The sequence below is a fragment of the Pseudarthrobacter oxydans genome, assembly GCF_013314975.1.
Classification (GTDB): domain Bacteria; phylum Actinomycetota; class Actinomycetes; order Actinomycetales; family Micrococcaceae; genus Arthrobacter; species Arthrobacter oxydans.
On the sequence record NZ_JABTYH010000006.1, the window covers coordinates 97,534 to 119,588 of the forward strand.

Here is a 22,055-nt window from a genome sequence, read left to right on the forward strand (position 1 = left end):
CTCCTGGAATCGCCAGGATCACGCCCTGTACTCAGGATAAGGCGTGCGGGCCCTCGATTGACGGTGCCGTCCGCAGCAGCCGTGTTGCTCCCTGTCCTGCGCCGAGCAGCGCTTCGGCACGACGGCGGTGCTCCCGCCGCTTGTCCGGATCCATGGCGTCCAGGAGGGAGACCACCATCCGGGAGCGGGGATTCCTTTCGAAGACCTCCCGGTGGTCATCGATGAAAGTCCAGTACAGCCCGTCCCAGTCATGCATCCATTCCCCAGCCGGCAGGTCCGACATCCTGCGGAGGTAGTTGCTGCCCGAAACGTAGGGCTTCGTGGTGATCGCCTCCCCCGCCGCGAACTGGCTCATGGCGTACACGTTAGGGACCATCACCCAGTCGTACGCGTCGATGAACAGTTCCATGAACCACTCGTAGACGTCGTCGGGATGGATCCTCAGCAGGGACATGGCGTTGCCCAGGACCATCAGCCGCTCGATGTGGTGGGCGTACCCCGTGGCAAGGACCCGCGAGACCACCATGTCCACGGGTGCGAGCCCCGTGTCTGCCTCCCACCACCCTTCCCCCAGGCCGTTTCGGTGGTTCAGCCGGTTGGCCGTGCGCATCTGCCGGCCGCGGGTCCGGTAGGTGGCGCGCATGTACTCCCGCCAGCCGATCACCTGCCGGACGAAACCCTCCAGGGAGGCGAGAGGAGTATTGGGACCTGCACCCGCGAGCACGGCCTCCAGGACTTCCCTCGGGTCCAGCAGTCCGATGTTCAGCGCCGGCGTGAGCAGGCCATGGGCGATGAACGGATGCGTGGTGGAAATAGCGTCCTCGTAGGGGCCGAAGTCGTCCAGCCGTTCGCGGACGAACTCGTGGAGGTGCTTGCGTGCCTCGTCCGCGCTCGTGGGCCAGGCAAACAGGGCGGGATCGCCCGGGGCATCCGGGAACTCCTCCGCCACCCAGGCAACCGCCCGTTCGACGTCGTCGGACGCCTCGTCCGCGGCAACGGCGGGCGGTTCGGTGAGGGCTTCAAAGTCGAAGGTCCCCTCCAGCTGATGGATGGGGTGGCGCGCAAACCGGCCCACCGTGCGGGGAGTGTATCCCCGGGGAAGCTTTTTCCGGTTGTCCGCGTCAAAGGACCATTTCCCGCCTGCCGGCTGCCCGCTGCCGTCGACCAGGACGCCGAGGCGGCGGCGCTGCCATACGTAGAAGTCGTGCATGCGGGCAGCGTTGGCGGCAAACCAGTCGTCAATCTGCCCGCGGTCCGTGAGGAAGTTCGGCGTCTCCAGCACGTCCTCACCGCGCATCCGGTAGCCGCCGTCGGCCAGGCCGGAGTACAGGTCCTGTTCAAGCCAGTCGTCCACCACGTCGAACCAGGTCACCTGTGCCGGGCGGCGGTGGCGCACCAGGTCTGCGAGCTGCTGGTGGGAGCTGCGGCCGGCCTCGCTGCGGAGGACGACAACGTCGTGGCCCTTCGCGCCGAGGCGGCGCGCAAACCTGCTCATGGATGCCCGGTGCAGGACCAGCTTGTGGGAGTGGAACGAGTACTGGCGAAAGAGCAGGTCGTGCTCGATCAGCACAAACACGGTGCCGTCTGCCGCATCGAGTTGCTCGCGGAACAACTGATGCGGCAGAACAAGGCGGAGGTGTGGTCCGGACGTCATTGGCGCTGGGTTCAAGGACTTGGATCAGCCTGGAAGGCGGTGCTGGGCAGATCCTTCTCGCCGTCGACGATCGCGGTGATAATCCGCGCTGCCACCAGGTCCGGATCCAACCCCGCGCCGAACCGCGGCGCCGACCCGGCGATCGGATGATCGGACAGCGTGGTGCCCGTGTGGCCTGGGCGGGCGTCCAGGATCCGGATGCCTGCGCGGCGATACTCGCGCGCCGCAGCGACAACGAAGGCAGCAAGCCCTGCCTTCGACGCCGAGTATGCCGCCAGGCCGGCGACGGGCGACTCGGCCACAACGCCGCTCAGCGTGACAACGAAGGGCTCCCGTCCCTCACGTGCCGAGGCCGCGAGGTAGGGCTGGCTCTGCGTAATGAGCTGGATGGGACTGGTCGTGTTCACCGCGAAGAGTTCGTCCACCGTGGCGGGTTCGAGGTCTGATGCGGCGCCGAAAGCGACGACCCCGGACGCCACCACCAGCCCGTCGAGGCGTCCGTGCTGCGCAGTCGTGCCTTCCAGGACCTCCCGGATCACGGAGGGTGCGCGCAGATCATGCCCGGCAGACCTTGACGACCGGGCGACGATGGCGCCGCTACTTTCCAGCTGGGCGGCGATGCGCGAACCTAGTCCGCCGGTGGCGCCGACTACCAGAACAACCGCACCCTGAAGAGTCGTCATGGGTAGATCCTAGGCCACGTGCCCGAAAATCCTGTGGGCTTAGACGTTGAAGCGGAACTCCACCACGTCGCCGTCGGCCATCACGTATTCCTTGCCCTCAATACGGACCTTGCCGCGGGACTTGGCCTCGGCCATGGACCCGGCTTCCACCAGGTCGTTGAAGGACACCACCTCGGCCTTGATAAAGCCGCGCTGGAAGTCGGAGTGGATCACCCCTGCTGCCTGCGGTGCAGTATCACCTTGGCGGATGGTCCAGGCACGGGTTTCCTTGGGGCCGGCGGTCAGGTAGGTCTGCAGGCCCAGGGTGTGGAAGCCGACGCGCGCCAACTGGTCCAGCCCGGATTCGTCCTGGCCATTCATTTCCAGCATCTCGCGGGCTTCTTCCTCGTCCAGTTCCACGAGGTCCGCTTCGAGCTTGGCGTCAAGGAAAACGGCGTCCGCCGGGGCAACCATGGCCCGCAGTTCCTCCTGCTTTTCGGGATTGCCCAAGATGCCTTCATCGGCGTTGAAGACGTAGATGAACGGCTTGGCCGTCAGGAGGCCGAGCTCCTTGAGGTGTTCCATTTCGAGCTTGTCGCTCTTGATGGAGGAGAAGACTGTGTCGCCGCGCTCCAGGACCGCCTGGGCTGCCTTGATGGCGGCAAGCTCCGCAGCTTCCCGCTTCTTGATCTTGACTTCCTTTTCGATCCGCGGGATGGCGTTCTCGATGGTCTGCAGGTCTGCCAGGATGAGCTCGGTGTTGATGGTTTCCATGTCCGAGCGGGGGTCCACCTTGCCGTCGACGTGGATGACATCGGGGTCATCAAAGACCCGCACCACCTGCGCAATGGCTTCGGCTTCGCGGATGTTGGCCAGGAACTTGTTGCCCAGGCCTTCCCCTTCCGAGGCGCCCTTGACGATGCCGGCGATGTCCACGAAGGACACCGGGGCGGGCAGGAGGCGCTGCGATCCGAAGATCTCGGCCAGCTTCTGAAGCCGGGGGTCGGGCAGGTTCACGACGCCGACGTTGGGTTCGATGGTGGCGAACGGGTAGTTCGCGGCCAGGACCTGGTTGCGGGTGAGTGCGTTGAAGAGAGTTGATTTGCCGACGTTGGGCAGTCCGACGATGCCAATAGTAAGAGCCACGAGGATTTATTCTACCCGCAGCGGGCGGCCCGGGTCCGGCGCAGGCCAGGGAAAATGTCGCTTCGGCAAAATGTCACAGCCCCGTGCGACAGTGAGGGCATGGATGGTTTCGCCTTGATTCTTGCTTTGTTCATGCTGCTGCTGGGTGCCTTTGCGGGTGCTGCCGCCGTGTTCTTCGTGCTGCGGAAAAACACCCGCGGCCTGGAAGAGGACTTCGATGCCGTGTCGTCACGGCTTTCGGAGGTCAGCGCGCAGTTTGCCGCGGCCGACGCCGAGCGAAGGCTTTTGGCGGCACAGAACCGCGAGCTGGGTGAGGCCCGGACGCAGGACGGCAGCGTTCTGCGCGCACTTGCCCCGGTGGCGGAGAAACTGACGGCTGTCCAGCAGCAGGTGGCGCTGCTGGAACGGGACCGGGTGGAGCAGTACGGCCAGCTCGCCCAGCAACTGCAGGAGGCGCGGCTCTCCGATGAACAGCTCATCCGTTCCACCCACGCCCTGGAGTCTGCCCTGAGGTCGAACAGTGCCCGGGGCCAGTGGGGCGAAGTCCAGCTCCGCAGGGTGGTGGAGGCATCGGGAATGCTGCGGCACGTCGATTTCGTGGAGCAGGTCCACAGTGCCGGGCATGATGCGGGCGTAAGGCCGGACCTGGTGGTACAGCTGCCGGGCGAAAAGCAGCTGGTGGTGGACGCAAAAGTACCGCTCTCCTCCTACCTGGAAGCCCAGGAACTTGGTGCCGCGCAGGACCTCCGCCCTGATTCCGGCGCCCGGCAGGCCGGACCGCTGTCCGGGAGCGACCGCCGGAACCAGCAGGCGCTGCTGGCCGCCCATGCCAAGGCACTGCGGGCACACGTTGATTCCCTGAGCAGCAAAAAGTACTGGGACATCCCGGGCAACTCCCCCGAGCTGGTGATTTGTTTCATTCCTGCCGAGTCCATCCTGGCCGCGGCGCTCATGGCCGACGCCGGGCTCCTCGACCACGCGCTGTCGAAGAACGTGGTCCTGGCGTCCCCCAGCACCCTGCTGGCGGTGCTCAAGTCCGTTGCCTTCACCTGGCGGCAGGACGTCCTCACGGACAGCGCCCGGGAGTTGTTCGAACTGGCACGGCAGCTGTACGACCGGATGGGGACCCTGGGCGAGAACGTCACCAAACTGGGCTCGTCCCTGAAATCTTCAGTGGACCGCTACAACGCCATGGTGGGGACCCTGGAAGCCCGCGTCCTTCCCACGGCCCGGAAGCTGAATTCGCTGGAGGAGTCCGGACTTGCCGCCCCTCCGGTTGTTGAGGTCACCCCGCGGGCCCTGGCGGCGCCTGAGCTGCAAAGCGACCACGAGGCAGCCTGACGGCAACGCCAGGAGGCATAAAAAAGTGGGCCCGGCAGTTGCCGGGCCCACGTCCACGAAGATCAGATGCGCAGCGGCTCCGACTTGCGTGTGCCGGTCAGTCCCGCGAGCGGCGTCCGCCCAGGGCGCGGCTCACGTCGCCGGCCTGCTTGAGTGTTGCCCGGAGTTCCTTGGGCAGCGAGAAGAGCAGATCTTCCTCGGCGGTGACGACTTCCTCCACGGCGCCGTAGCCGTACTCGGCCAGCAGGCGCAGGACGTCCTGGACCAGGACCTCCGGGACCGATGCTCCGGATGTCACGCCGACAGTGGCGACGCCTTCAAACCAGGCTTCATCGACCTCGTTCGCGAAATCCACGCGGTAGGAAGCCTTCGCCCCGTACTCCAGTGCCACTTCCACCAGCCGGACAGAGTTGGAGGAGTTCGCTGAGCCCACCACGATCACCAGGTCTGCCTGCGGCGAGATCTTCTTGATGGCCACCTGGCGGTTGGTGGTGGCGTAGCAGATGTCGTCGCTGGGCGGATCCTGCAGGGTGGGGAACCGCTGCTTGAGCAGGCGGACCGTTTCCATGGTTTCGTCGACGCTGAGGGTGGTCTGGGAAAGCCAGATCACCTTCTCCGGGTCCCGGACAGTAACCTTGTCCACCTCGTGCGGGCCGTTGATGATCTGGATGTGTTCCGGAGCCTCTCCCGCCGTTCCCTCGACTTCCTCATGGCCGTCGTGGCCGATCAGCAGGATGTCGAAATCGTCCTTGGCAAACCGGACGGCCTCCTTGTGGACCTTGGTCACGAGGGGGCACGTGGCGTCAATGGTGCGCAGGCCGCGGTCCTCGGCGGACTGCACCACAGCAGGCGAGACGCCGTGGGCCGAGAAGATCACCAGGGCGCCCTCGGGCACTTCGTCCGTTTCGTCGACGAAGATGGCACCCTGCTCCTCCAGGGAGCTGACCACGTGCACGTTGTGGACGATCTGCTTTCGCACGTACACCGGAGGACCGTAGTGTTCCAGGGCCTTCTCGACGGCGATGACGGCACGGTCAACGCCGGCACAGTAACCGCGGGGAGCAGCGAGCAGCACCTTCTTGGTTCCGGAGACGGGGGCTGCGGCAGCTACTTCCTCAGGTGAGCGGCGCCTACGCGGGATGGTGGGCATCGAAAGGGAAACAGCTGAGGGGGTCATTACTCCATGCTACCGGCTTGCCCGGCCCCGCCTTCGCGTGGCGAACCCGGCCACCAGGGCCAGGAGCAACAGCGCACCGCCGCCAGCGGCCGCTGCCATGGTCCAGGCCCGGAAATCTGCTGCGGACGCCGCCACCAGCTCATCCCTGAACATGTTGGCAACCTCATTTCCGCTGTCCGCGGACACCGCGGCAGCGGAGGCAATCCCTGAAGCGAGGGTCCACGCAGCCGCCAGCAGCAACGCGCCTGCTCCCGCGCCGGCAACCACTGTCCAGCGCCGGTTCGCCGCCACCAGGGCCAGGAGCAGCGCGATCGCCGAGCCTCCGGCCAGAAGATATCCGGCGGGGGCATACGTGGTGAGCCTCTCGGTCCATTCCCTGTGTTCAGGCTGGCCCACATTGATGAGGGTCTGGTCCGGCGGGTCCAGGGGCAACCCCGTGGTCCGTGCGATCTCCCCGGCGCCCAGCGACACCAAGGGAGCGACGTCAAGGGTGAGGGACGACGCAGGGGCTGATCCGCCGTCGTCCGCCGCCGGGCTGGCGAAGCTGAGCCGGTGGCTCCTGCGCAGCGTTTCCTCCCATGCATCGGGATACTCCGGCAGGGCGGTCAGTGCCGACGCGGCGTCCTCCAGCACCGGCTGGATAAGGTCCGAAAGGACACCGGGTACGGCACTGGTGTCGATGGTTGCCACCGCTGCCGCAGCCAGCTGCTGCTGGAACCCCGGGTCCCTTCCGAGCGGAGCTGCCAGCTCAACGAAGCCCTGCTCCTGCACGATGTTGCGGTCCAGCCAGACGGCGGGGACTGCGACGGCGGCCAGCAGCACTGCCAGCACGGTTGCGGCAGCGGAAACAAAACTTCGCACGGAGGATCCTTCATGTTGGGCGGGGGTCACCCCATCCTAGGCGGGGCCCGGGCGGCATCCTTGTCAGTCCTTGGTGGTAGAGCTTATGGATAAGGTTGAATGACCGCCGGACACAACCAGCCGCCCAACGGACGAAGGACCCCATGCCCGCAGCTACAGCCCGCCACGAGCGCCCGCATGTCTGAACAGGCGTCGCTTCCGGTCCCCGGCCAGCAGCTCGAGGCGCCCACCACCCTGCCTGCCACTGCTGCCGAAACCAGCCCGGACAACCCATGGCCGCTCCAGGTGCTGTCACAGAAGCTCAAAGCCCATATAGACCGGACGCCGTCTGCGTGGGTTGAAGGGCAGGTTATTGAGCTGAACCGCCGGGGCACCAACGCCTACCTCACCCTGAGGGATGTCGACGCCGAGGTCTCGCTGCCTGCCTCCGTGTGGACCAAGGTGCTGGAACGCCAGAACCTGCCGCTGGAGCGGGGCTCGCGCGTGGTTGCCCTGCTGAAGCCGGAGTTCTGGCTCAAGACCGGCCGGCTGAACATGCTGGTCAGGGACATCAGGCCGGTGGGCCTGGGCGATCTCCTGGCCCGGATAGAGAGGCTGCGCCAGGCGCTCTCCGCCGAAGGGCTCTTCGCGGACTCCCGCAAGAAGCCCCTGCCCCTGCTGCCGCACCGCATCGGCCTCATCACCGGCCGTGATTCCGACGCCAAGAAGGACATCCTGCGCAACGCGGCCCTGCGCTGGCCGGCAGTCGAGTTTGAAATCCGGGAGGTGGCCGTGCAGGGGAACACCGCGGTGGCCCAGGTGGTCCGGGCCCTCCGCGACCTGGACGCCCTGCCCGAGGTGGACGTCATCGTCATCGCCCGCGGCGGCGGCGCCCTGGAAGACCTCCTGCCCTTCAACAGCGAGGAACTGATCCGTGCCGTGGCCGCCGCCGCCACCCCGGTGGTCAGCGCCATCGGCCACGAGGCTGACCGGCCGCTGCTGGACGACGTCGCGGACCTGCGGGCTTCCACACCCACGGACGCCGCCAAGCGGATTGTCCCGGAGGTGTCCGAGGAACTGGCAGGGGTGCGCCAGGCACGGGTGCAGCTGCGCCGGTGCATGGAACGGCTGGTGGACAGGGAAACGGACCGCCTGGCGTCCCTCCATTCACGGCCCGTGCTGGCAGCGCCGGAAGGCCTCGTGACCATCCGCTCCGAGGAAATTGAGAGGCTGCTCCGGAGGTCCTCCGCCGCCGTCAGCTCCTCCGTGGTCCGCGCGGCCGACCAGCTGGAGCACTTGAAAGCCCAGGTGCGTGCGCTGTCACCGCAGAAGACGCTGGACCGGGGGTACGCCGTCGTCGAACTCGCCGGAAAGCGGGCGGAAGCCGGCACCGCCGGCCACGCCGTGGTGCGCCGCCCGGCCGAGGCTCCGGCCGGCTCGCCCCTGTCCATCCGCGTGGCCGAAGGCCGCTTCGGCGCAACCTCCACCGGGTTACTCGAACAGCCCCTTACCGAAACCGGAGAATCTGAATGACTGAGCAGAAACCAGCGGCCGACATCCAGGCACTGAGCTATGAGGAAGCCCGTGAACAGCTCATCGCTGTGGTGGGAAAGCTTGAGGCCGGCGGCGCCAGCCTTGAAGAATCCCTGGCCCTGTGGGAACGCGGCGAGGCCCTGGCCGCACGGTGCGAGGAATGGCTGGAGGGCGCCCGGAAGCGGCTGGCAGCTGCCCGCGACCAGCCGCTCTAGGCCCGCAGCCGCAGGCTGAAGGGAAGCGTCAGGACCGCACTACCAGCTCGCGTTCCAGGGCGACATCGAACTCCGCCTTGGGCCACTGAAGGTCCATTCCGTTCAGCGCACCCAGCAGCAGCTGCTGCACGGCGATCCGGGCAAACCACTTCTTGTTGGCCGGGACCACATGCCAGGGCGCGTTCGCGGTGTTGGTTTCATCAATGGCTGCCTGGTAGGCACTCATGTAGTCCTCCCAGAAAGCCCGCTCGTCGAGGTCGCCGCGGCTGTATTTCCAGTGCTTGGCCGGGTTGTCCAGCCGTGCCAGCAGCCGCTCCTTCTGCTCGTCTCCACTGATGTGGAGCATCACCTTGACCACCGTGGTTCCGGAGCCGCTGAGCCTGGCCTCGAACTCGTTGATGGCCACGTACCGCCGCTTGATCTCCTCCGGGCTGGCCCAGCGGTGGACGCGGTGGATCAGGACATCCTCATAGTGCGAACGGTCGAACACCCCCACCATCCCGGCGGCGGGTACTTCCTTTTCGATCCGCCACAGGAAGTCGTAGGATTTCTCCTCATCCGTGGGAGCCTTGAAGGCCTTGAACTGCACACCTTGGGGATCCATGGCGGCCATTACATGGTTGACGATGCCGCCCTTGCCCGCGGTGTCCATGGCCTGGAGGATCAGCAGGATGCGCTTGCGCCCGCCGAACCGGGACTCGGCGAACAGCTTTTCCTGCAGTTCCGCCAGCCCGTCGTCGAGTTCCGCCAGCAGGGCCTGGCCGTCCTCCTTGGTGCCCTTGAAGCCCGGCGTGGAATCGGGGTCCACGTCGGCCAGGGAAAAACCCTTTCCTGCCCGCAGGGTCTCAGAGGGGTGCTGGTCAAAGCCTGGGGCGCCGGACATGGGAAATCCTTTCGCGAAGTTCCACGGGACCGAAGCGCCCGTGAACACAGGCTAGTTGCCCTGATACCTGCTGAGGAAGTCCCCCATCCGCCCCACCGCTTCTTCGATGTCCTTGACGTTGGGCAGGGTGACCATGCGGAAGTGGTCCGGACGGACCCAGTTGAACGCCCTGCCATGGGACACCAGGATTTTTTGTTCCCGGAGCAGGTCCAGGACAAACTTCTCGTCGTCGCGGATGTGGTAGACCTCGGGGTCCAGTTTGGGGAAAAGGTAGAGCGCACCGCGGGCCTGCTGGGTGCTCACGCCGGGGATGGCGTTGAGCATGTCGTAGGCCTTGTTGCGCTGCTCCAGCAGCCGCCCGCCGGGCAGGATCAGGTCGTTGATGCTCTGGTACCCGCCCAGCGCCGTCTGGATGGCATGCTGGGCCGGAACGTTGGCACACAGGCGCATGTTGGCCAGCAGGCTGATGCCTTCAAGGTAGTCCGCCGCGTCCTTCTTGGGGCCGGAGATGGCCATCCAGCCGGCCCGGTAGCCGCATACCCGGTACGCCTTGGACAGGCCACTGAACGTCAGGCAGAGGACGTCGTCGCCGGTCAGTTTGGCCAGGTTGATGTGGACGGCGTCCTCGTACAGGATCTTTTCGTAGATCTCGTCGGCAAAGACCACCAGGCCGTGCTTCTCGGCGAGGGCGACGATCTTCTTCAGCGTCTCTTCCGGGTAGACCGCGCCGGTGGGGTTGTTTGGATTGATGACCACGATTCCCTTGGTGCGGGGCGTGATCTTGGCTTCCATGTCTTCCAGGTCCGGCTGCCAGCCCGTTTCCTCGTCGCAGAGGTAGTGGACGGGCCTGCCGCCGGCCAGCGCCACGGAAGCGGTCCACAGCGGGTAGTCCGGGGTGGGGATCAGGACCTCGTCACCGTCGTTGAGCAGGGCCATCAGGGACATGGTGATGAGTTCGCTCACGCCATTGCCCAGGTAGATGTCATCCACGTGGATGTTCTGGATGTCCCGGGTCTGGTAGTACTGCGAGACAGCGGTCCGTGCGGAGAAGATGCCCCGGGAATCGCTGTAGCCCTGGGCGTGCGGCAGGTGGCGGATCATGTCCACGAGGATGGCGTCCGGCGCTTCAAAGCCAAACGGCGCGGGATTTCCGATGTTCAGCTTGAGGATACGGTGCCCCTCCGCTTCCATCTGCTGGGCAGCCTGGAGGATCGGTCCACGGATGTCGTAGAGGACGTTGTTGAGCTTGGTGGACTGCCTGAATTCTGCCATCCCTCAAATATGCCACAGGAAGGATGGACGGCCGTTGAGACGTCAGCCACAGGGTGCGCGCGCCGCCGCCCGGAACGGACGACGGCGGCTGCCGGACTTCTGGAAGTCCGGCAGCCGCCGTCGTACTGCTTAGGCGGTCAGGAAGGAAGTCCTACTTGACGATGCCCTTTTCCTTGAGCCACGCGTCCGCCGCTTCCTTGGCCCCCTGCTTCTGGCTGCCGCTGACGGCACGGTTCAGGTTGATGAGGTCCTCGGTGGTCAGGATGCGGGACACCGAGTTGAGGGCCTCCTTGGCCGTGTCGGTCATCTTCGCCTCGTTGTACAGCGGAACCACCTGCTGGGCGATGAAGTTGTTCTTGGGGTCCTCAAGGACCACAAGATCGTTGTCGGCGATGGACGGGGTTGTGGTGTAGATGTCGGCCACCTGCACCTGGTCCTCCAGGAGCGCCTTGAGCGTCACGGGACCGCCGCCGTCACTGAACGGTTCCAGTTTCTTCGGCTCGCAGTTGTAGTTTTCCTTCAGGCCGGGCAGCCCGTAGGCGCGCTCGGCGAAGGTGGCGGGTGCGCCCACCACGATCTCGCTGCACACCTTGGCCAGGTCCTCGAGGGACTTCAGCTGGTACTTTTCGGCCGTGGCCTTGGTGACCACCATGGCGTCCTTGTTCTCGGCCTTGGAGGGTTCCAGGACCGCGAGTCCGTCCGGCAGCTTGTCCGGCAGGGCCGCGGCGATGTCGTCCGCTGACTCCTCGGACGCTTCCTTGTCCACGTGCAGCAGGAGGTTGCCCGTGTAGTCCGGAACCACGTCCACCGATCCGTCCTGCACGGCCTTGATGTATACCTCGCGGGAGCCGATGTTCGGCTTGGTGGTGGCGGTGATGCCGGCGGCGGTCAGGGCTCCTGCGTAGAGTTCCGCCACGATCTGGCTTTCCGGGAAGTCAGCCGAGCCGACAACGAGGGATGTTGCTTCCCCGGACGCTGCCCCGCTGGTGGCCGGCGCGTTGCTCAGCGGATCGGAGGATCCTCCGCACGCGGACAGTGCCATGGCCAGGCCGAGCCCGGCGGCGAGGCCGCTGAAGGCCCGCCTGCCGAGGTGGTGTGGACGGCTTTCTTTCATGATTTACCTCCTTGTACCACAGCCTCCGTCAGGACGGGGTCTGTGAGATCGGCCGCAGCCTGCTGGCTGCGGCGGGACTGGCCAGAGGCGCCTGTTGCCAGGAACAGCTTCTGGAAAAGGGACAGGACGAGGTCGACGGCGATGGCGAGCGCTGCGATGAGCAGGGACCCACCGAGCATCTGCGGGAAGTCGCTGAGGACCAGGCCGTCGAAAAGGTAGCGGCCCAGGCCGCCCAGATTGATGTAGGCCACCACGGAGACGGTGGCGATGACCTGCAGCACGCCGGTCCGGAAGCCGCCAAACATGACGGTCAGGGCGTTGGGCAGCTCTGCCCGGAACAGGACCTGCAGTTCGGTCATGCCCATGGCGCGGGCGGCATCCACCACGTTGCGGTCCACGCTGGAAATTCCGGCATAGGTGCCGGCCAGCAGCGGGGGGACCGTGAGGATGACGAGCGCCCAGATGGGCGGCATCAGTCCGATCCCGGCGAGCAGTACAAAGAGGGTCAGCAGCCCCAGGGTGGGCAGGGCGCGCAGCGCACCGGCCAGCGCCACGACGGCCACCCTTCCCCTGCCCGTGTGGCCGACGTACAGGCCGACGGGAACGGCAATGGCAACTGCAATCAGCATGACCAGGCCGGTGTACTGGAGATGCTCACCCAGCCGGGCGGGAATGCCTGCCGCGCCGGTCCAGTGCAGCGGATCGGCCAGCCAGGCGAAGGTGTCGGAGAAAACATTGCTCATGCCCGGTCCCCCTCAGCCGCCGGCACCAGTCCCGGGCGGATCTTTCCGGCCCGCTCCCACGGCGTGAGGAGCCGTTCCAGCAGGACAAGCAAAGCGTCCATCAGCAGGGCGAGGACAAGGATGGCGATGATCCCCACCACAATTTCCGTTATGAAGCCCCGCTGCAGCCCTGATGTGAACAGCATGCCCAGGTTTCCGATGCCAAGCAGCGCTGCCACGCTGACCAGGGAGATGTTGCTGACGGACACCACCCGGAGCCCGGCGAACATGACCGGCAGGGACAGCGGCAGGTCCACCCGGAGGAACCGCGCCAGCGGCTTGTACCCCATGGCCACCGCGGCCTGTCCCACGTCCTCGCTCACCGAGTCGAAGGCGTCCAGGGCGGCACGGACCAGGAGCGCAACAGCGTAGATGGTCAGGGCCACCACCACGTTGAGCGGGTCCAGGATCCGGGTGCCCAGGATCGTGGGAAGGATGATGAACAGCGCCAGCGAGGGAATGGTGTACAGCAGCGAGGAGGCCGTCAGCACCACCGAGCGGAGCGCCCGGCTCTGCCGGGCCAGCTGCGCCAGGGGAAGGGAGATGGCCAGGCCCAGGACCATGGGGACGAGGGCAAGCACCAGGTGCTGGCCGGACCGTTCCAGGACCATGCCGATGTTGGCCAGGAACCACTCCATCAGAGTGCAGCCTGCCGGAGCTGGCGCGCTTCTTCAATGAGGGCCAGCACTTCTCCGCCCCGGATGACACCCTGCACCCGGCCCTCCGCATCCACGGCGACGCCGAGGCCCGACGGCGAGGACAGCGCAGCGTCCAGCGCGCGGCGCAGGCTTTCCCCGGGGCGGAACAGCGAACCTCCCGGGATGAGTCCGGCGGCAGTGCCGGGAGTGGACCAGCCCAGCGGCCGCATGTCTTCGTCCACCACCAGTTGCCAGCCGCTTGTTGCGTCCTGATCGGTTCCGGAGCCGCTGCGGCCGCGGACGATGGTCGGCACCGAATGGAGGGTGACGCCGTCGGACGAGGTGAAGCCAAGGTGCCGGAATCCCCGGTCCCGTCCCACGAAGGAGGCCACGAAGTCGTTTGCCGGGGCACGGAGGATTTCCTCCGGCGTGGCGTACTGCGCAAGCTTTCCGCCCACGGCGAAGACGGCCACCTTGTCGCCCAGCACGGTGGCTTCATCGATGTCGTGCGTGACGAACACGATGGTCTTGGCCAGGTCCTTCTGGAGCCGCAGCAGCTCCTGCTGGAGCTCGTCGCGGACCACGGGATCCACGGCGCTGAACGGCTCATCCATGAGCAAAATGGGTGGATCGGCGGCGAGCGCACGGGCCACGCCCACGCGCTGCTGCTGGCCGCCGGACAGCTGCGACGGGTAACGCTTGGCGAGTGACCGGGCCAGGCCCACCACGTCCAGGAGTTCCTCGGCGCGCCGGCGGGCGTCGGCCTTGGACACGCCATTCAGCCGGGGCACGGTGGCAATGTTGTCCAGCACGGAGCGGTGGGGCAGCAGCCCGGCAGACTGCATGACGTACCCCATCGAACGGCGCAGTTCGGGCGCCGGCACGGAGGTGACATCCTTGCCGTCCACCGTGATGGCCCCGGAGGTGGGTTCCACCATCCTGTTGATCATGCGGAGCGAGGTGGTTTTGCCGCAGCCTGACGGGCCCACGAAGACGGTGATTGAGCCCTTGCCGATGGACATGGAGAGGTTGTCCACGGCGGGTTGCCCGCCCTGGAACTGCTTGGTAACGCTCTGAAACTCGATCATCGCCTGGTCCATGGTGCGGACTCACCTGTTCTCTGGGACGGGCTTCTGGAAGCACCGCGACATTGTCATCAGCACGCTGATAGTTACGGTAGCCCAAACCCGGCCCGGCAACACCTGCAGCGCCCCGAATCCGGGCAAAGGAATCCCTACTGTAACCATTCGGAGCCGGGACCGGGGCGGATGGGAAGTGCCGTTCCGGCCCGCAACCGCCGTGGCCAGGGCCGCTGTTCCGCCGTGGGCCGACCAGCCATAAAGTGGTGGGGTGACCAACTTGGAAATAGCGCCGCAGCAGGAAGTCTGTCCGCCGGCAGCCCCTGAGGGCAGTTCCGGCCCCTGCCTTCAGCTGTGGCCCCAACGCGAGGTACCGCTCGGCGGAGTCCGCGCCATGAACGTCCAGCGGACGCTGCCGCAGCGCGGCCTGCCCACCATCGGGGCATGGTGCTTCCTGGACAGCTTCGGCCCGGACCGGACTGCGATGTCCGTACTCCCCCACCCCCACATTGGCCTGCAGACCGTGACCTGGCCCCTGGCCGGCCACATCCGCCACCGGGACAGCGTGGGCAGCGACGTTGTGGTCCGGCCGGGTGAACTGAACATCATGACGGCGGGCCACGGCGTCTCCCATTCCGAGTTCGCCGTGCTTCCTCCTGCCGGCGAAGCCCTGCCGGTGCAGCGCGGGCTGCAGCTCTGGGTGGCCCTGCCGGGCGGTGAACGGCACCGGGAGCCGGCATTCGAGCAGCACCGTGAACTTCCCCGCGCCAGCGGGCACGGCTTCACCGCCACGGTGATGGTGGGTGAATTTGCCGGCATCGCGTCGCCGGCAACCATGTATTCACCGATCGTGGGTGCGGACGTCTCGTGCGGCGGGACCGCAGTGCTGCCGCTCAATGCCGCGTTTGAGCACGGCATCCTTGTGCTCGACGGCGGCCTGGCGGTGGACAGCCAGGAGATTCCACCGGGCCCGCTGGGCTACCTGGGCACGGGCCGCACGGAGCTGCAGGTGCAGGCACTCCCCGGCACGCGTTTCCTCCTCATCGGCGGCGAGCCCTTCCAGGAAGAGCTGCTGATGTGGTGGAACTTTGTGGGCCGCACCCACGAGGAAGTGGAGCAGGCCAGGAGCGACTGGGAAACCCAGGCCGGCCTGCCGGATACGGAGACGGCGGCGGCCCGGTATGGCCTGGTCCCCGGCCACGGTCCGGACGCGGGGCCCGAGGCGGGACGCATTCCCGCCCCTCCGCTCCCGGGCGTACGGCTGACGCCCCGGAAACGGCTTTAAAGGACCGGACCGGATCAGGCCTGCTCTGCCACCAGCTGAAGCACACCGAAGACTGGTTCCTGGTCCAGCACGCGGATGTCTGTCACCCCGGCATCCATCAGGTGGCGGCGGAAGGAGTGCTGCAGCGGTGCCACGTTCATGCCCAGTCCGCCGCCCAGGATTACGGGGCCGGTGATACCCAGCTGCTGCAGCACCTGCAGGGCCAGGCCGGCAAGGTCCTTCCCGGCCTGGTCCAGCAGCGCCTGGCTTTCCGGGTGGCCTCCTGCCGCGGCCTCCACCACATACCGGGCCTGCTGGGCCCAGAAGCGCCGGCCGGTCTTCGGTGAATGGAACAGCGCGATGAGGCGGTTGGGGTCGCCCACCCCGCAGGACTGCAGCAGGGCCGTGGTGAGTTCGTCGGCGGGCAGGCCCCGGTTCATCCGGCCCAGGCTGTGCCGCACCGCTTCGCGGCCAAGCCAGTAACCGCTGCCTTCGTCGCCCAGGAGGTAGCCCCAGCCGCCTGCCCTGGCCTCGCCGCCGTCGGCATTCCTGCCCCAGGCGGCCGAGCCGGTGCCCGCAATCACCGCGACTCCCGTGCTTGCGTGCCCGGCGGCCAGCAGCAGCCGTGAATCGTGCACCACGGTCACCCGGGCACCGGGCACGTGCGGCTGGATCAGGGACGCCAGGGCTGCGGCGTCGTCTTCGGTGTCGATGCCGCCCGAGCCCGCATAGACCTGGGACACCTGCCCTCCGCCGATGCGCGCGAAGAGGTCGGCAAGGTTGGCGGCCGCCTCGTCGCGGGTGACGTTCTGCACGTTGGAGCTGCCGGCGGACTCATCCGCCACCGGCACCCCGTCCTCGAAGCGGACCCCGTGGGTCTTGGTGCCACCAATGTCCAGCCCGATGATGACACCGCGGAGCGGAGTTGAGGCGGGATTCTGGGCGGCGACGGGAAGCGCGGAGGAATTTTCGGTGTTGGTCACGTCACAAGGGTAATGGTGCGGGGGCGGCGGACGGCCCATCCCCCCGTTCCCGGCCGCAGCTAGCGGGACCGCTGCCGCACCAGTCCCGCCAGCAGTCCTGGCCCCTCCGTCACCACCAGGTCCCGGAACAGCCGTACCGGCACCGGCTCCGAACCAGGCTTCCGCCGCCGCCAGGACAGGCCCACCTCGCGGAACGCCAGGGCGGAGTCGAGGGGAACTTCGACCCAGCCCAGGTTCCCGGTTTCGGGGCTGACGGTACGGCCCGGGGCATCACCTCCCGGCGGCAGGATGCTGACGCCCAGGCCGGCGGAGACCAGTCCCCGGACCGTGTGCGAGTCCTGGCTTTCGAAAGCGATGCGCGGCCGGTAGCCGGCCTCGCGGAACAGCGCATCGGTGAGCGAACGCATGCCGTACCCGGGCCCGAGCGCCACAAAGGGGTCTGCCCTGATGTCGGCGAGCCGGGCAGAGGGCTGCGCGGCGAGGGGATGGCTGTGGTGTACCACCAGGCGCAGCGGTTCACGGTACAGCGGCGCCGAGGACAGGTTCCGGCCGGGCGGCGCCACGGGAGCCGTCAGTGCCAGGTCCGACTCACCCGAGGCCAGCTCGTCAAGGCAGGCATTCCGGGCCCCCTGGCTCAGCGTGAAGGCAGCGCCGGGATGACGGGTCCGGAAGGCACTGATCAGGAGCGGCAGGGCGGCCTCGCCGAACGTGTGCTGGAAGGAGAGGGAAATCCTCCCCCGCACCACGTCCGACTCGTCGCGGACGAGGTCCAGCCCCGCCTGGAACGCCGTGAGGGCCTGCTCGATGTACGGCAGCAGGGTGCGGGCGGCGGGTGTCAGGCGGACTCCCCTGCCGTCCCGGACCAGGAGTTCGGTCCCGACGACGGCGCTCGCCCGGGCAAGGGCGCGGCTCACCGTGGACTGGGGTACTCCGAGCAGTTCCGCGGTTTCCGTGACGTGTTCGGTCCGCCCCAGCTCAGCGAGCACGGGCAGGAGCGGCAGCAGCTGCACGAGCTGCTTCTGGTCTTGCTCCATGTCTTCGTCCTCCATGTCCTGCCCGCGGACTCATCCGTTGACGCTATGAGTTTTACACGAGCCATGCATTGGATGCATCCATTGCCCGAAAGCTACGCTGGCCGCATGGCACACATCGTCCGGCCGGACAGCACTCCCACCCCGCGCTGGAACGGACATGCAAAGGGCTCGACGGCGTACGCCAGGATCCTCGCCGGCCTGTCCTTCGCCGGTGTGGCCACCTTCGCCCAGCTTTATTCCACCCAGGCCGTGCTGCCGATCCTGGCCTCAGACCTGCGGGTCAGTGCGGCGGAGGCCGCCCTGACCATCTCCTTGGCCACCGTGGGCCTTGCGGTGACAGTGATTCCCTGGTCCTTCCTGGCGGACCGGATCGGCCGGGTCCGGGCCATGGCGTGGGGCATTTCGATAGCCACCGTCCTTGGCCTGCTGGTTCCGCTGTCCACCAGCTTTGGCATGCTGCTTGCCCTGCGGCTCCTTGAGGGGATGGCGCTTGGCGGCATCCCGGCCATCGCCATTGCCTACCTCAACGAGGAAGTCACCAAAGTGCACGCGGCACTGGCGGCCGGAAGCTATGTTGCCGGCACCACCCTGGGCGGGCTCGCCGGCCGGCTGATGGCCGGTCCGGCCGGCGAACTGTGGGGCTGGCGCGCGGCGGCACTGGCGGTGTCCATCCTTGCCACCCTCGCCGCCGTCGCCTTCCTCATCCTGGTGCCGAAGGCCCAGGGATTTGTCACCGCCCCCGCGGCCGGGCTGCGCGGGGCGTTCCGGACCCTCGGCGGCCACCTGCGGAACGTCCGGCTGCTCGTCCTTTATGGCCAGGCCTTCCTGATGATGGGCGGGTTCGTGGCGGTGTACAACTACCTGGGGTTCCGGCTGTCCGGCGAACCCTTCGGCCTTCCGGGGACACTGATCAGCCTGATCTTCCTCGCCTACCTGTCAGGGACCGTCACGTCGCGCTGGTCTGCGGGGCTGACCCTTCGCTTTGGCCGCCGGGCTGTCCTGCTCGCAGGCCTGGCGTTGTCCACGGCGGGCCTTGCCCTGACGCTGACGCAGTCCCTTGCCCTGATCCTGGCGGGCCTGGTGGTGTTCACCGGCGGTTTCTTCGCCGCCCACAGCATTGGGGCCGGGTGGACCGGCGCCCTTGCCAGCACCGGCCGGGCCCAGGCCGCCTCGCTGTACAACCTGGCCTACTACCTCGGGTCCAGCATCATCGGCTGGGCCGGCGGACTGGTGTTCCAGTCCGTTGGCTGGAATGCCCTGGCCGCGGCAGTCATGGTCCTTGCCTGCCTCACTGCGGCGGCTGTCGCCGTCGTCCACCCCGGGAAGGAACGCGCCGCGGCGTAGAAGCCGGCGGCACTGTGGTTCCGTCATCCAGGACGCTCCCGTGAAGATTCTGCTTTCCGCGCCGGGATGCGGCAGCGCGAAATTCGGCGACCGGCACGCAAAGTACCTGGTACCGCAGCCTGGCGCGGCTAGGATGAAACCCAGGATCGTCACGAGGAGCAGCAGTGAGCACGAATGCCAGGAACGCCAGGCCGGGAGCGCACCTGGAACCGCTGGACGCGATCGACGAGCGGCTCCTGGCGGCCCTGGTGGCCGATGCCCGGATCTCCAACAAGCAGCTCGCGGAACTGGTGGGAATTGCCCCTTCCACCGCCCTGATGCGCACCCGCGCCCTGTCAGAGCGGGGCATCGTCCAGGGGTACGAGGCCAAGCTCAACCTGTCAGCGATCGGCCGGTCCGTACAGGCCTTGGTTGCCGTGCGGCTCCGCGCGCACGACCGCGACCAGATCGACCGTTTCACAGGCAGGGTGCCGCATCTGCCAGCAGTGCTGTCCACCTTCCACACCTCAGGGTCGGTGGACTACCTGCTGCATATCGCCGTCGCAACCACCGAGGACCTGCGGGACTGGGTGCTGGACAACCTGGCTACGGACCCCGTGGTGGGGCACACCGAGACAACGCTGGTGTTCGAACACATCCAGGGCAACCACGGTCCGTTGCCGGATTAGCAGGGCTGCCGAAACCTGCCGGGTGAAGCCTGCCTCGCAGGCTACTTGCGCCGCCCGATGAGCGCGAGCCGGAGCGTCACGGCCGACAGGATCAGTGCCGCACCGCCGCACAGCCCCACGAACCCGGCCACGGCAGCGGGCAGGCCGAAGACACCGGCGGCCCAGCCAAGGCCGAGGACCGGCACCGCGCTGCCGAGGTAGGTGATGACGTAGACGGTGCTGACAATCTGTGCGTGGCGCGACGCCTCCACCCTGGCAGCAACATCGTTGAAGACGGTGCGGAACGCGATCCCCTGGCCCACACCGGCGGCAAGGGCTGCGGCCACCAGCAGGACGGGACTGTTCCATGCTCCCGCCGCCCCCAGCAGCGCGACGGACACGCCCAGGACCGCCAGTCCGGCTGGAACCGTGTAGCGGCCGCGGAGGGTCAGCAGCTGGCTCAGTGCGGAGGATGCCAGGGCGAGGCCGGCCAGGACGCCCACCAGGGGGCGCGAGTCCGTGTGCAGCACCTGCGCGAAGTAGCCGGGGGCAAGCGACAGGCAGAACCCGAAGACCGCGAAGCTGAGGAATCCGACGCCCGAGGCAAGCCAGAAGGCGCCCCTCGCCTCGCGGGACACGGAAGGGCGGCGCGGCGCGAGGGCCTTCAGCGGCTGGGAAGGTGCGGGGAGGCTGATCGCGGGCCGGGCACGCAGCAGGAACAGCGGCACCAGCAGCCCGGCCAGGATCAGGGAATGGATGTAGTACGGGGCTGTGGTGGCGCCCGGGAGGAGTGACAGCAGTCCCCCAATGACCGGCCCCGCCGCCACTCCCCCGGATGATGCCAGCAAGGTGAAGCGTGACGCCCATTCCGGGCGGGACGGAAGGAGTTCGCGCAGGGCTGCGGCGCTGGCACCCGTGGCCAGCGCAACCGCTGTCCCCTGCAGGGCCCTGCCCGCACAGAGCGCGGTGAGCGTCTCTGCTTCAGAGAAGAGCCACCCGCCGGCCAGTCCTGCAAGGACAGCCAGGATGAGCGCAGCCCGCCGGCCGATGTGGTCAGACCAGTGCCCGGCCAGCATCAGCGTGGCGACCAGGGACAGGACGTAGCTGGCGAACGCGGCAGTGACTCCCAGCGTGGAAAGCCCAAGTTCGGCCTGCAGGAGAGGGTACAACGGCGTGGCCAGGTTGGCACCCACCAGGAGGGTGAAAATCACGGTTCCCGCCATCACCAGCCGGGTTGTGGTGGACGCATCCCACCCGGCGGACGCAGCGGCCGGGGCGGGGCGCATGCGGAGTTCGCTGAAGACCGTCATGGTGTGCCGCCTCTGGTTCATACCGCGGCGGGGGGTCTTTGTGGGAGTCCGGCGCGGGGTGGATATCCGATGCCTCAAGAGTGCGCTACGGCTGCTCCTTTGATCGGATTTTCATGGAAGAATTGCGCAGGATCATCAAAATGTCCGCCTGTGTGTGATGGAGAGTGACTAAATGAACCAGTTGGACCCCACCGATCTCAAGATTCTCCTGGCGATGATCCGTGATCCCCGGATCCAAATCGGCGAACTGAGCGAATCTCTGGGCATTGCCCGGAACACGGCCCAGACCCGGGTCCGGCGCCTCCTCCGCGCGGGAGTGCTGCGGCCCGGCGGCCGGGAGGTGGACCTGGAAGCGGTGGGCTATGACGTGGTGGCCTTTGTGACCATCGAGGTGTCCCACCGCGAACTGGACGGCGTGGTCGCTGCGCTCCGGTTGATTCCCCAAGTCCTTGAGGTCCATGAGATCTCGGGCCGTGGGGATGTCTGGTGCCGTGTGGTGGCCACGGACACCCACAACCTCCAGTCCTCCCTCCGGCAGGTCCTGAGAATCAAGGGCGTGATCCGGACCGAAACGGTCCTGGCACTGCACACCCACATCCCGTACCGCACTGAGCCCCTGATCAGCGGGCTCGCCAAGGCATCAAACACCTGACGCCATGGCCGGGCGGCTAGGATTTCCAGAATGGATTGGCTCTCATACGTCTCACAGATCAACTGGCTTGCCGTGCTGCTGGCCTTCGTCGCAAGCATGGCCATCGGCTTTGTCTGGTACATGCCTGCTGTGCTCGGCAACCGCTGGATGGCCGCGATCGGCAAGACGGAGGACGACCTGAAGAACATGAGCGGCGGCGCCGGCATCTGGCTGCCGATGATGGCTGCTGCGGCACTGACCGCCATCCTGCTGGCCGTCCTGATCGCCAGGCTTGGGCTGGACAACGCCCTGGCCGGCGGCATGTTCGCACTGGTTATGGGCCTGGTCTTCCGCGCAGGCGGCCACGTCATCCACAACGGCTTTGCAGGACGCCCGGCAGCCGTCACCCTCATTGATTCCGGCCACGACCTGGTGGCCATGGCGGTCTCCGGCGCGATCATCGGAGGAATGTCCTGATGGCCGCAATCCCTTCGCACGGGGCCCGG

The 22,055-nt window shown here is 67.1% G+C and carries 22 protein-coding genes; 8 read left to right on the forward strand and 14 right to left on the reverse strand.

What is annotated here, in order from left to right; translation table 11 throughout:
* Nucleotides 1-31 precede the first annotated feature (31 nt).
* From HTS88_RS06165 to ychF, 3 genes are read right to left on the reverse strand one after another with little or no spacing between them, the layout of a single operon-like run.
* Nucleotides 32-1,654, reverse strand: coding sequence for a cryptochrome/photolyase family protein (locus HTS88_RS06165; protein ID WP_174176498.1), 1,623 nt, complete (start codon nucleotides 1,652-1,654; stop codon nucleotides 32-34).
* A gap of 11 nt (nucleotides 1,655-1,665) precedes the next feature.
* Entirely contained in the window at nucleotides 1,666-2,337 is a 672-nt protein-coding gene (locus HTS88_RS06170; RefSeq protein ID WP_174176499.1) for an SDR family NAD(P)-dependent oxidoreductase, read from the reverse strand.
* A gap of 39 nt (nucleotides 2,338-2,376) precedes the next feature.
* Nucleotides 2,377-3,462, reverse strand: coding sequence for a redox-regulated ATPase YchF (gene ychF / locus HTS88_RS06175; protein WP_174176500.1), 1,086 nt, complete (start codon nucleotides 3,460-3,462; stop codon nucleotides 2,377-2,379).
* 99 nt (nucleotides 3,463-3,561) lie between these two features.
* Between ychF and HTS88_RS06180 the strand changes: the two genes are divergently transcribed.
* Nucleotides 3,562-4,803 carry a DNA recombination protein RmuC gene (locus tag HTS88_RS06180; protein ID WP_174176501.1) on the forward strand — a complete coding sequence of 414 codons (1,242 nt, stop codon included), beginning with the start codon at nucleotides 3,562-3,564 and terminating at the stop codon, nucleotides 4,801-4,803.
* Between the two features lie 97 nt (nucleotides 4,804-4,900).
* Here HTS88_RS06180 and HTS88_RS06185 read toward each other — a convergent pair whose 3' ends face one another.
* Nucleotides 4,901-5,980: a 4-hydroxy-3-methylbut-2-enyl diphosphate reductase gene (locus HTS88_RS06185; RefSeq protein ID WP_174176502.1), complete on the reverse strand. Its 1,080-nt coding sequence runs from the start codon at nucleotides 5,978-5,980 to the stop codon at nucleotides 4,901-4,903.
* A gap of 9 nt (nucleotides 5,981-5,989) precedes the next feature.
* Nucleotides 5,990-6,841, reverse strand: coding sequence for a hypothetical protein (locus HTS88_RS06190; RefSeq protein ID WP_174176503.1), 852 nt, complete (start codon nucleotides 6,839-6,841; stop codon nucleotides 5,990-5,992).
* A gap of 177 nt (nucleotides 6,842-7,018) precedes the next feature.
* Here HTS88_RS06190 and xseA point away from each other — a divergent pair, with 177 nt between their 5' ends.
* Together xseA and HTS88_RS06200 are read left to right on the forward strand one after the other, a co-directional pair.
* Nucleotides 7,019-8,353 carry an exodeoxyribonuclease VII large subunit gene (gene xseA / locus HTS88_RS06195; protein ID WP_174176504.1) on the forward strand — a complete coding sequence of 445 codons (1,335 nt, stop codon included), beginning with the start codon at nucleotides 7,019-7,021 and terminating at the stop codon, nucleotides 8,351-8,353.
* Complete coding sequence (locus HTS88_RS06200; RefSeq protein ID WP_066277590.1) at nucleotides 8,350-8,568, forward strand: exodeoxyribonuclease VII small subunit; 219 nt, start codon at nucleotides 8,350-8,352, stop codon at nucleotides 8,566-8,568. Before xseA ends, HTS88_RS06200 begins: the two co-directional genes overlap by 4 nt.
* 28 nt (nucleotides 8,569-8,596) lie before the next feature.
* Here the strand turns inward: HTS88_RS06200 and HTS88_RS06205 are convergent, their stop codons facing one another.
* The 6 genes from HTS88_RS06205 to HTS88_RS06230 form a co-directional block, all read right to left on the reverse strand.
* A complete protein-coding gene (locus tag HTS88_RS06205) occupies nucleotides 8,597-9,451 on the reverse strand; it encodes a polyphosphate kinase 2 family protein (RefSeq protein WP_174176506.1) in 855 nt (284 codons plus the stop codon).
* A 51-nt stretch (nucleotides 9,452-9,502) separates the two neighbouring features.
* Nucleotides 9,503-10,723 carry a pyridoxal phosphate-dependent aminotransferase gene (locus HTS88_RS06210; RefSeq protein WP_174176508.1) on the reverse strand — a complete coding sequence of 407 codons (1,221 nt, stop codon included), beginning with the start codon at nucleotides 10,721-10,723 and terminating at the stop codon, nucleotides 9,503-9,505.
* Nucleotides 10,724-10,874: 151 nt separating this feature from the next.
* Entirely contained in the window at nucleotides 10,875-11,837 is a 963-nt protein-coding gene (locus tag HTS88_RS06215; RefSeq protein WP_174176510.1) for an ABC transporter substrate-binding protein, read from the reverse strand.
* Entirely contained in the window at nucleotides 11,834-12,580 is a 747-nt protein-coding gene (locus HTS88_RS06220; protein ID WP_174176513.1) for an ABC transporter permease, read from the reverse strand. Before HTS88_RS06220 ends, HTS88_RS06215 begins: the two co-directional genes overlap by 4 nt.
* On the reverse strand, nucleotides 12,577-13,257 hold the full coding sequence (locus HTS88_RS06225; protein WP_174176515.1) for an ABC transporter permease: 681 nt from the start codon (nucleotides 13,255-13,257) through the stop codon (nucleotides 12,577-12,579). Before HTS88_RS06225 ends, HTS88_RS06220 begins: the two co-directional genes overlap by 4 nt.
* Nucleotides 13,257-14,357, reverse strand: a complete 1,101-nt coding sequence (locus HTS88_RS06230) for an ABC transporter ATP-binding protein (RefSeq protein WP_281359000.1) — start codon at nucleotides 14,355-14,357, stop codon at nucleotides 13,257-13,259. The genes HTS88_RS06225 and HTS88_RS06230 overlap by 1 nt, the downstream gene beginning before the upstream one ends.
* Nucleotides 14,358-14,607: 250 nt before the next feature.
* Between HTS88_RS06230 and HTS88_RS06235 the strand changes: the two genes are divergently transcribed.
* Nucleotides 14,608-15,621, forward strand: coding sequence for a pirin family protein (locus tag HTS88_RS06235; RefSeq protein WP_174176519.1), 1,014 nt, complete (start codon nucleotides 14,608-14,610; stop codon nucleotides 15,619-15,621).
* 14 nt (nucleotides 15,622-15,635) lie between these two features.
* Here HTS88_RS06235 and HTS88_RS06240 read toward each other — a convergent pair whose 3' ends face one another.
* Nucleotides 15,636-16,583, reverse strand: a complete 948-nt coding sequence (locus HTS88_RS06240) for an N-acetylglucosamine kinase (RefSeq protein WP_310111330.1) — start codon at nucleotides 16,581-16,583, stop codon at nucleotides 15,636-15,638.
* A 59-nt stretch (nucleotides 16,584-16,642) separates the two neighbouring features.
* Complete coding sequence (locus HTS88_RS06245; RefSeq protein ID WP_174176521.1) at nucleotides 16,643-17,617, reverse strand: LysR family transcriptional regulator; 975 nt, start codon at nucleotides 17,615-17,617, stop codon at nucleotides 16,643-16,645.
* Between the two features lie 105 nt (nucleotides 17,618-17,722).
* Here HTS88_RS06245 and HTS88_RS06250 point away from each other — a divergent pair, with 105 nt between their 5' ends.
* Both HTS88_RS06250 and HTS88_RS06255 read left to right on the forward strand, forming a co-directional pair.
* Nucleotides 17,723-18,961 (forward strand): MFS transporter, encoded by a 1,239-nt coding sequence (locus HTS88_RS06250; RefSeq protein ID WP_174176523.1) that lies wholly within the window; start codon nucleotides 17,723-17,725, stop codon nucleotides 18,959-18,961.
* 164 nt (nucleotides 18,962-19,125) lie between these two features.
* Nucleotides 19,126-19,629 carry an Lrp/AsnC family transcriptional regulator gene (locus HTS88_RS06255; protein ID WP_066277621.1) on the forward strand — a complete coding sequence of 168 codons (504 nt, stop codon included), beginning with the start codon at nucleotides 19,126-19,128 and terminating at the stop codon, nucleotides 19,627-19,629.
* 41 nt (nucleotides 19,630-19,670) lie between these two features.
* Here the strand turns inward: HTS88_RS06255 and HTS88_RS06260 are convergent, their stop codons facing one another.
* Nucleotides 19,671-20,918, reverse strand: a complete 1,248-nt coding sequence (locus HTS88_RS06260) for an MFS transporter (protein ID WP_174176525.1) — start codon at nucleotides 20,916-20,918, stop codon at nucleotides 19,671-19,673.
* A 172-nt stretch (nucleotides 20,919-21,090) separates the two neighbouring features.
* Between HTS88_RS06260 and HTS88_RS06265 the strand changes: the two genes are divergently transcribed.
* Together HTS88_RS06265 and HTS88_RS06270 are read left to right on the forward strand one after the other, a co-directional pair.
* On the forward strand, nucleotides 21,091-21,570 hold the full coding sequence (locus tag HTS88_RS06265) for an Lrp/AsnC family transcriptional regulator (RefSeq protein ID WP_174176527.1): 480 nt from the start codon (nucleotides 21,091-21,093) through the stop codon (nucleotides 21,568-21,570).
* Between the two features lie 30 nt (nucleotides 21,571-21,600).
* The gene (locus HTS88_RS06270; RefSeq protein WP_174176529.1) at nucleotides 21,601-22,026 is read left to right on the forward strand and encodes a DUF1761 domain-containing protein; all 426 of its coding nucleotides are present in this window, start codon (nucleotides 21,601-21,603) and stop codon (nucleotides 22,024-22,026) included.
* Nucleotides 22,027-22,055: the final 29 nt, after the last annotated feature.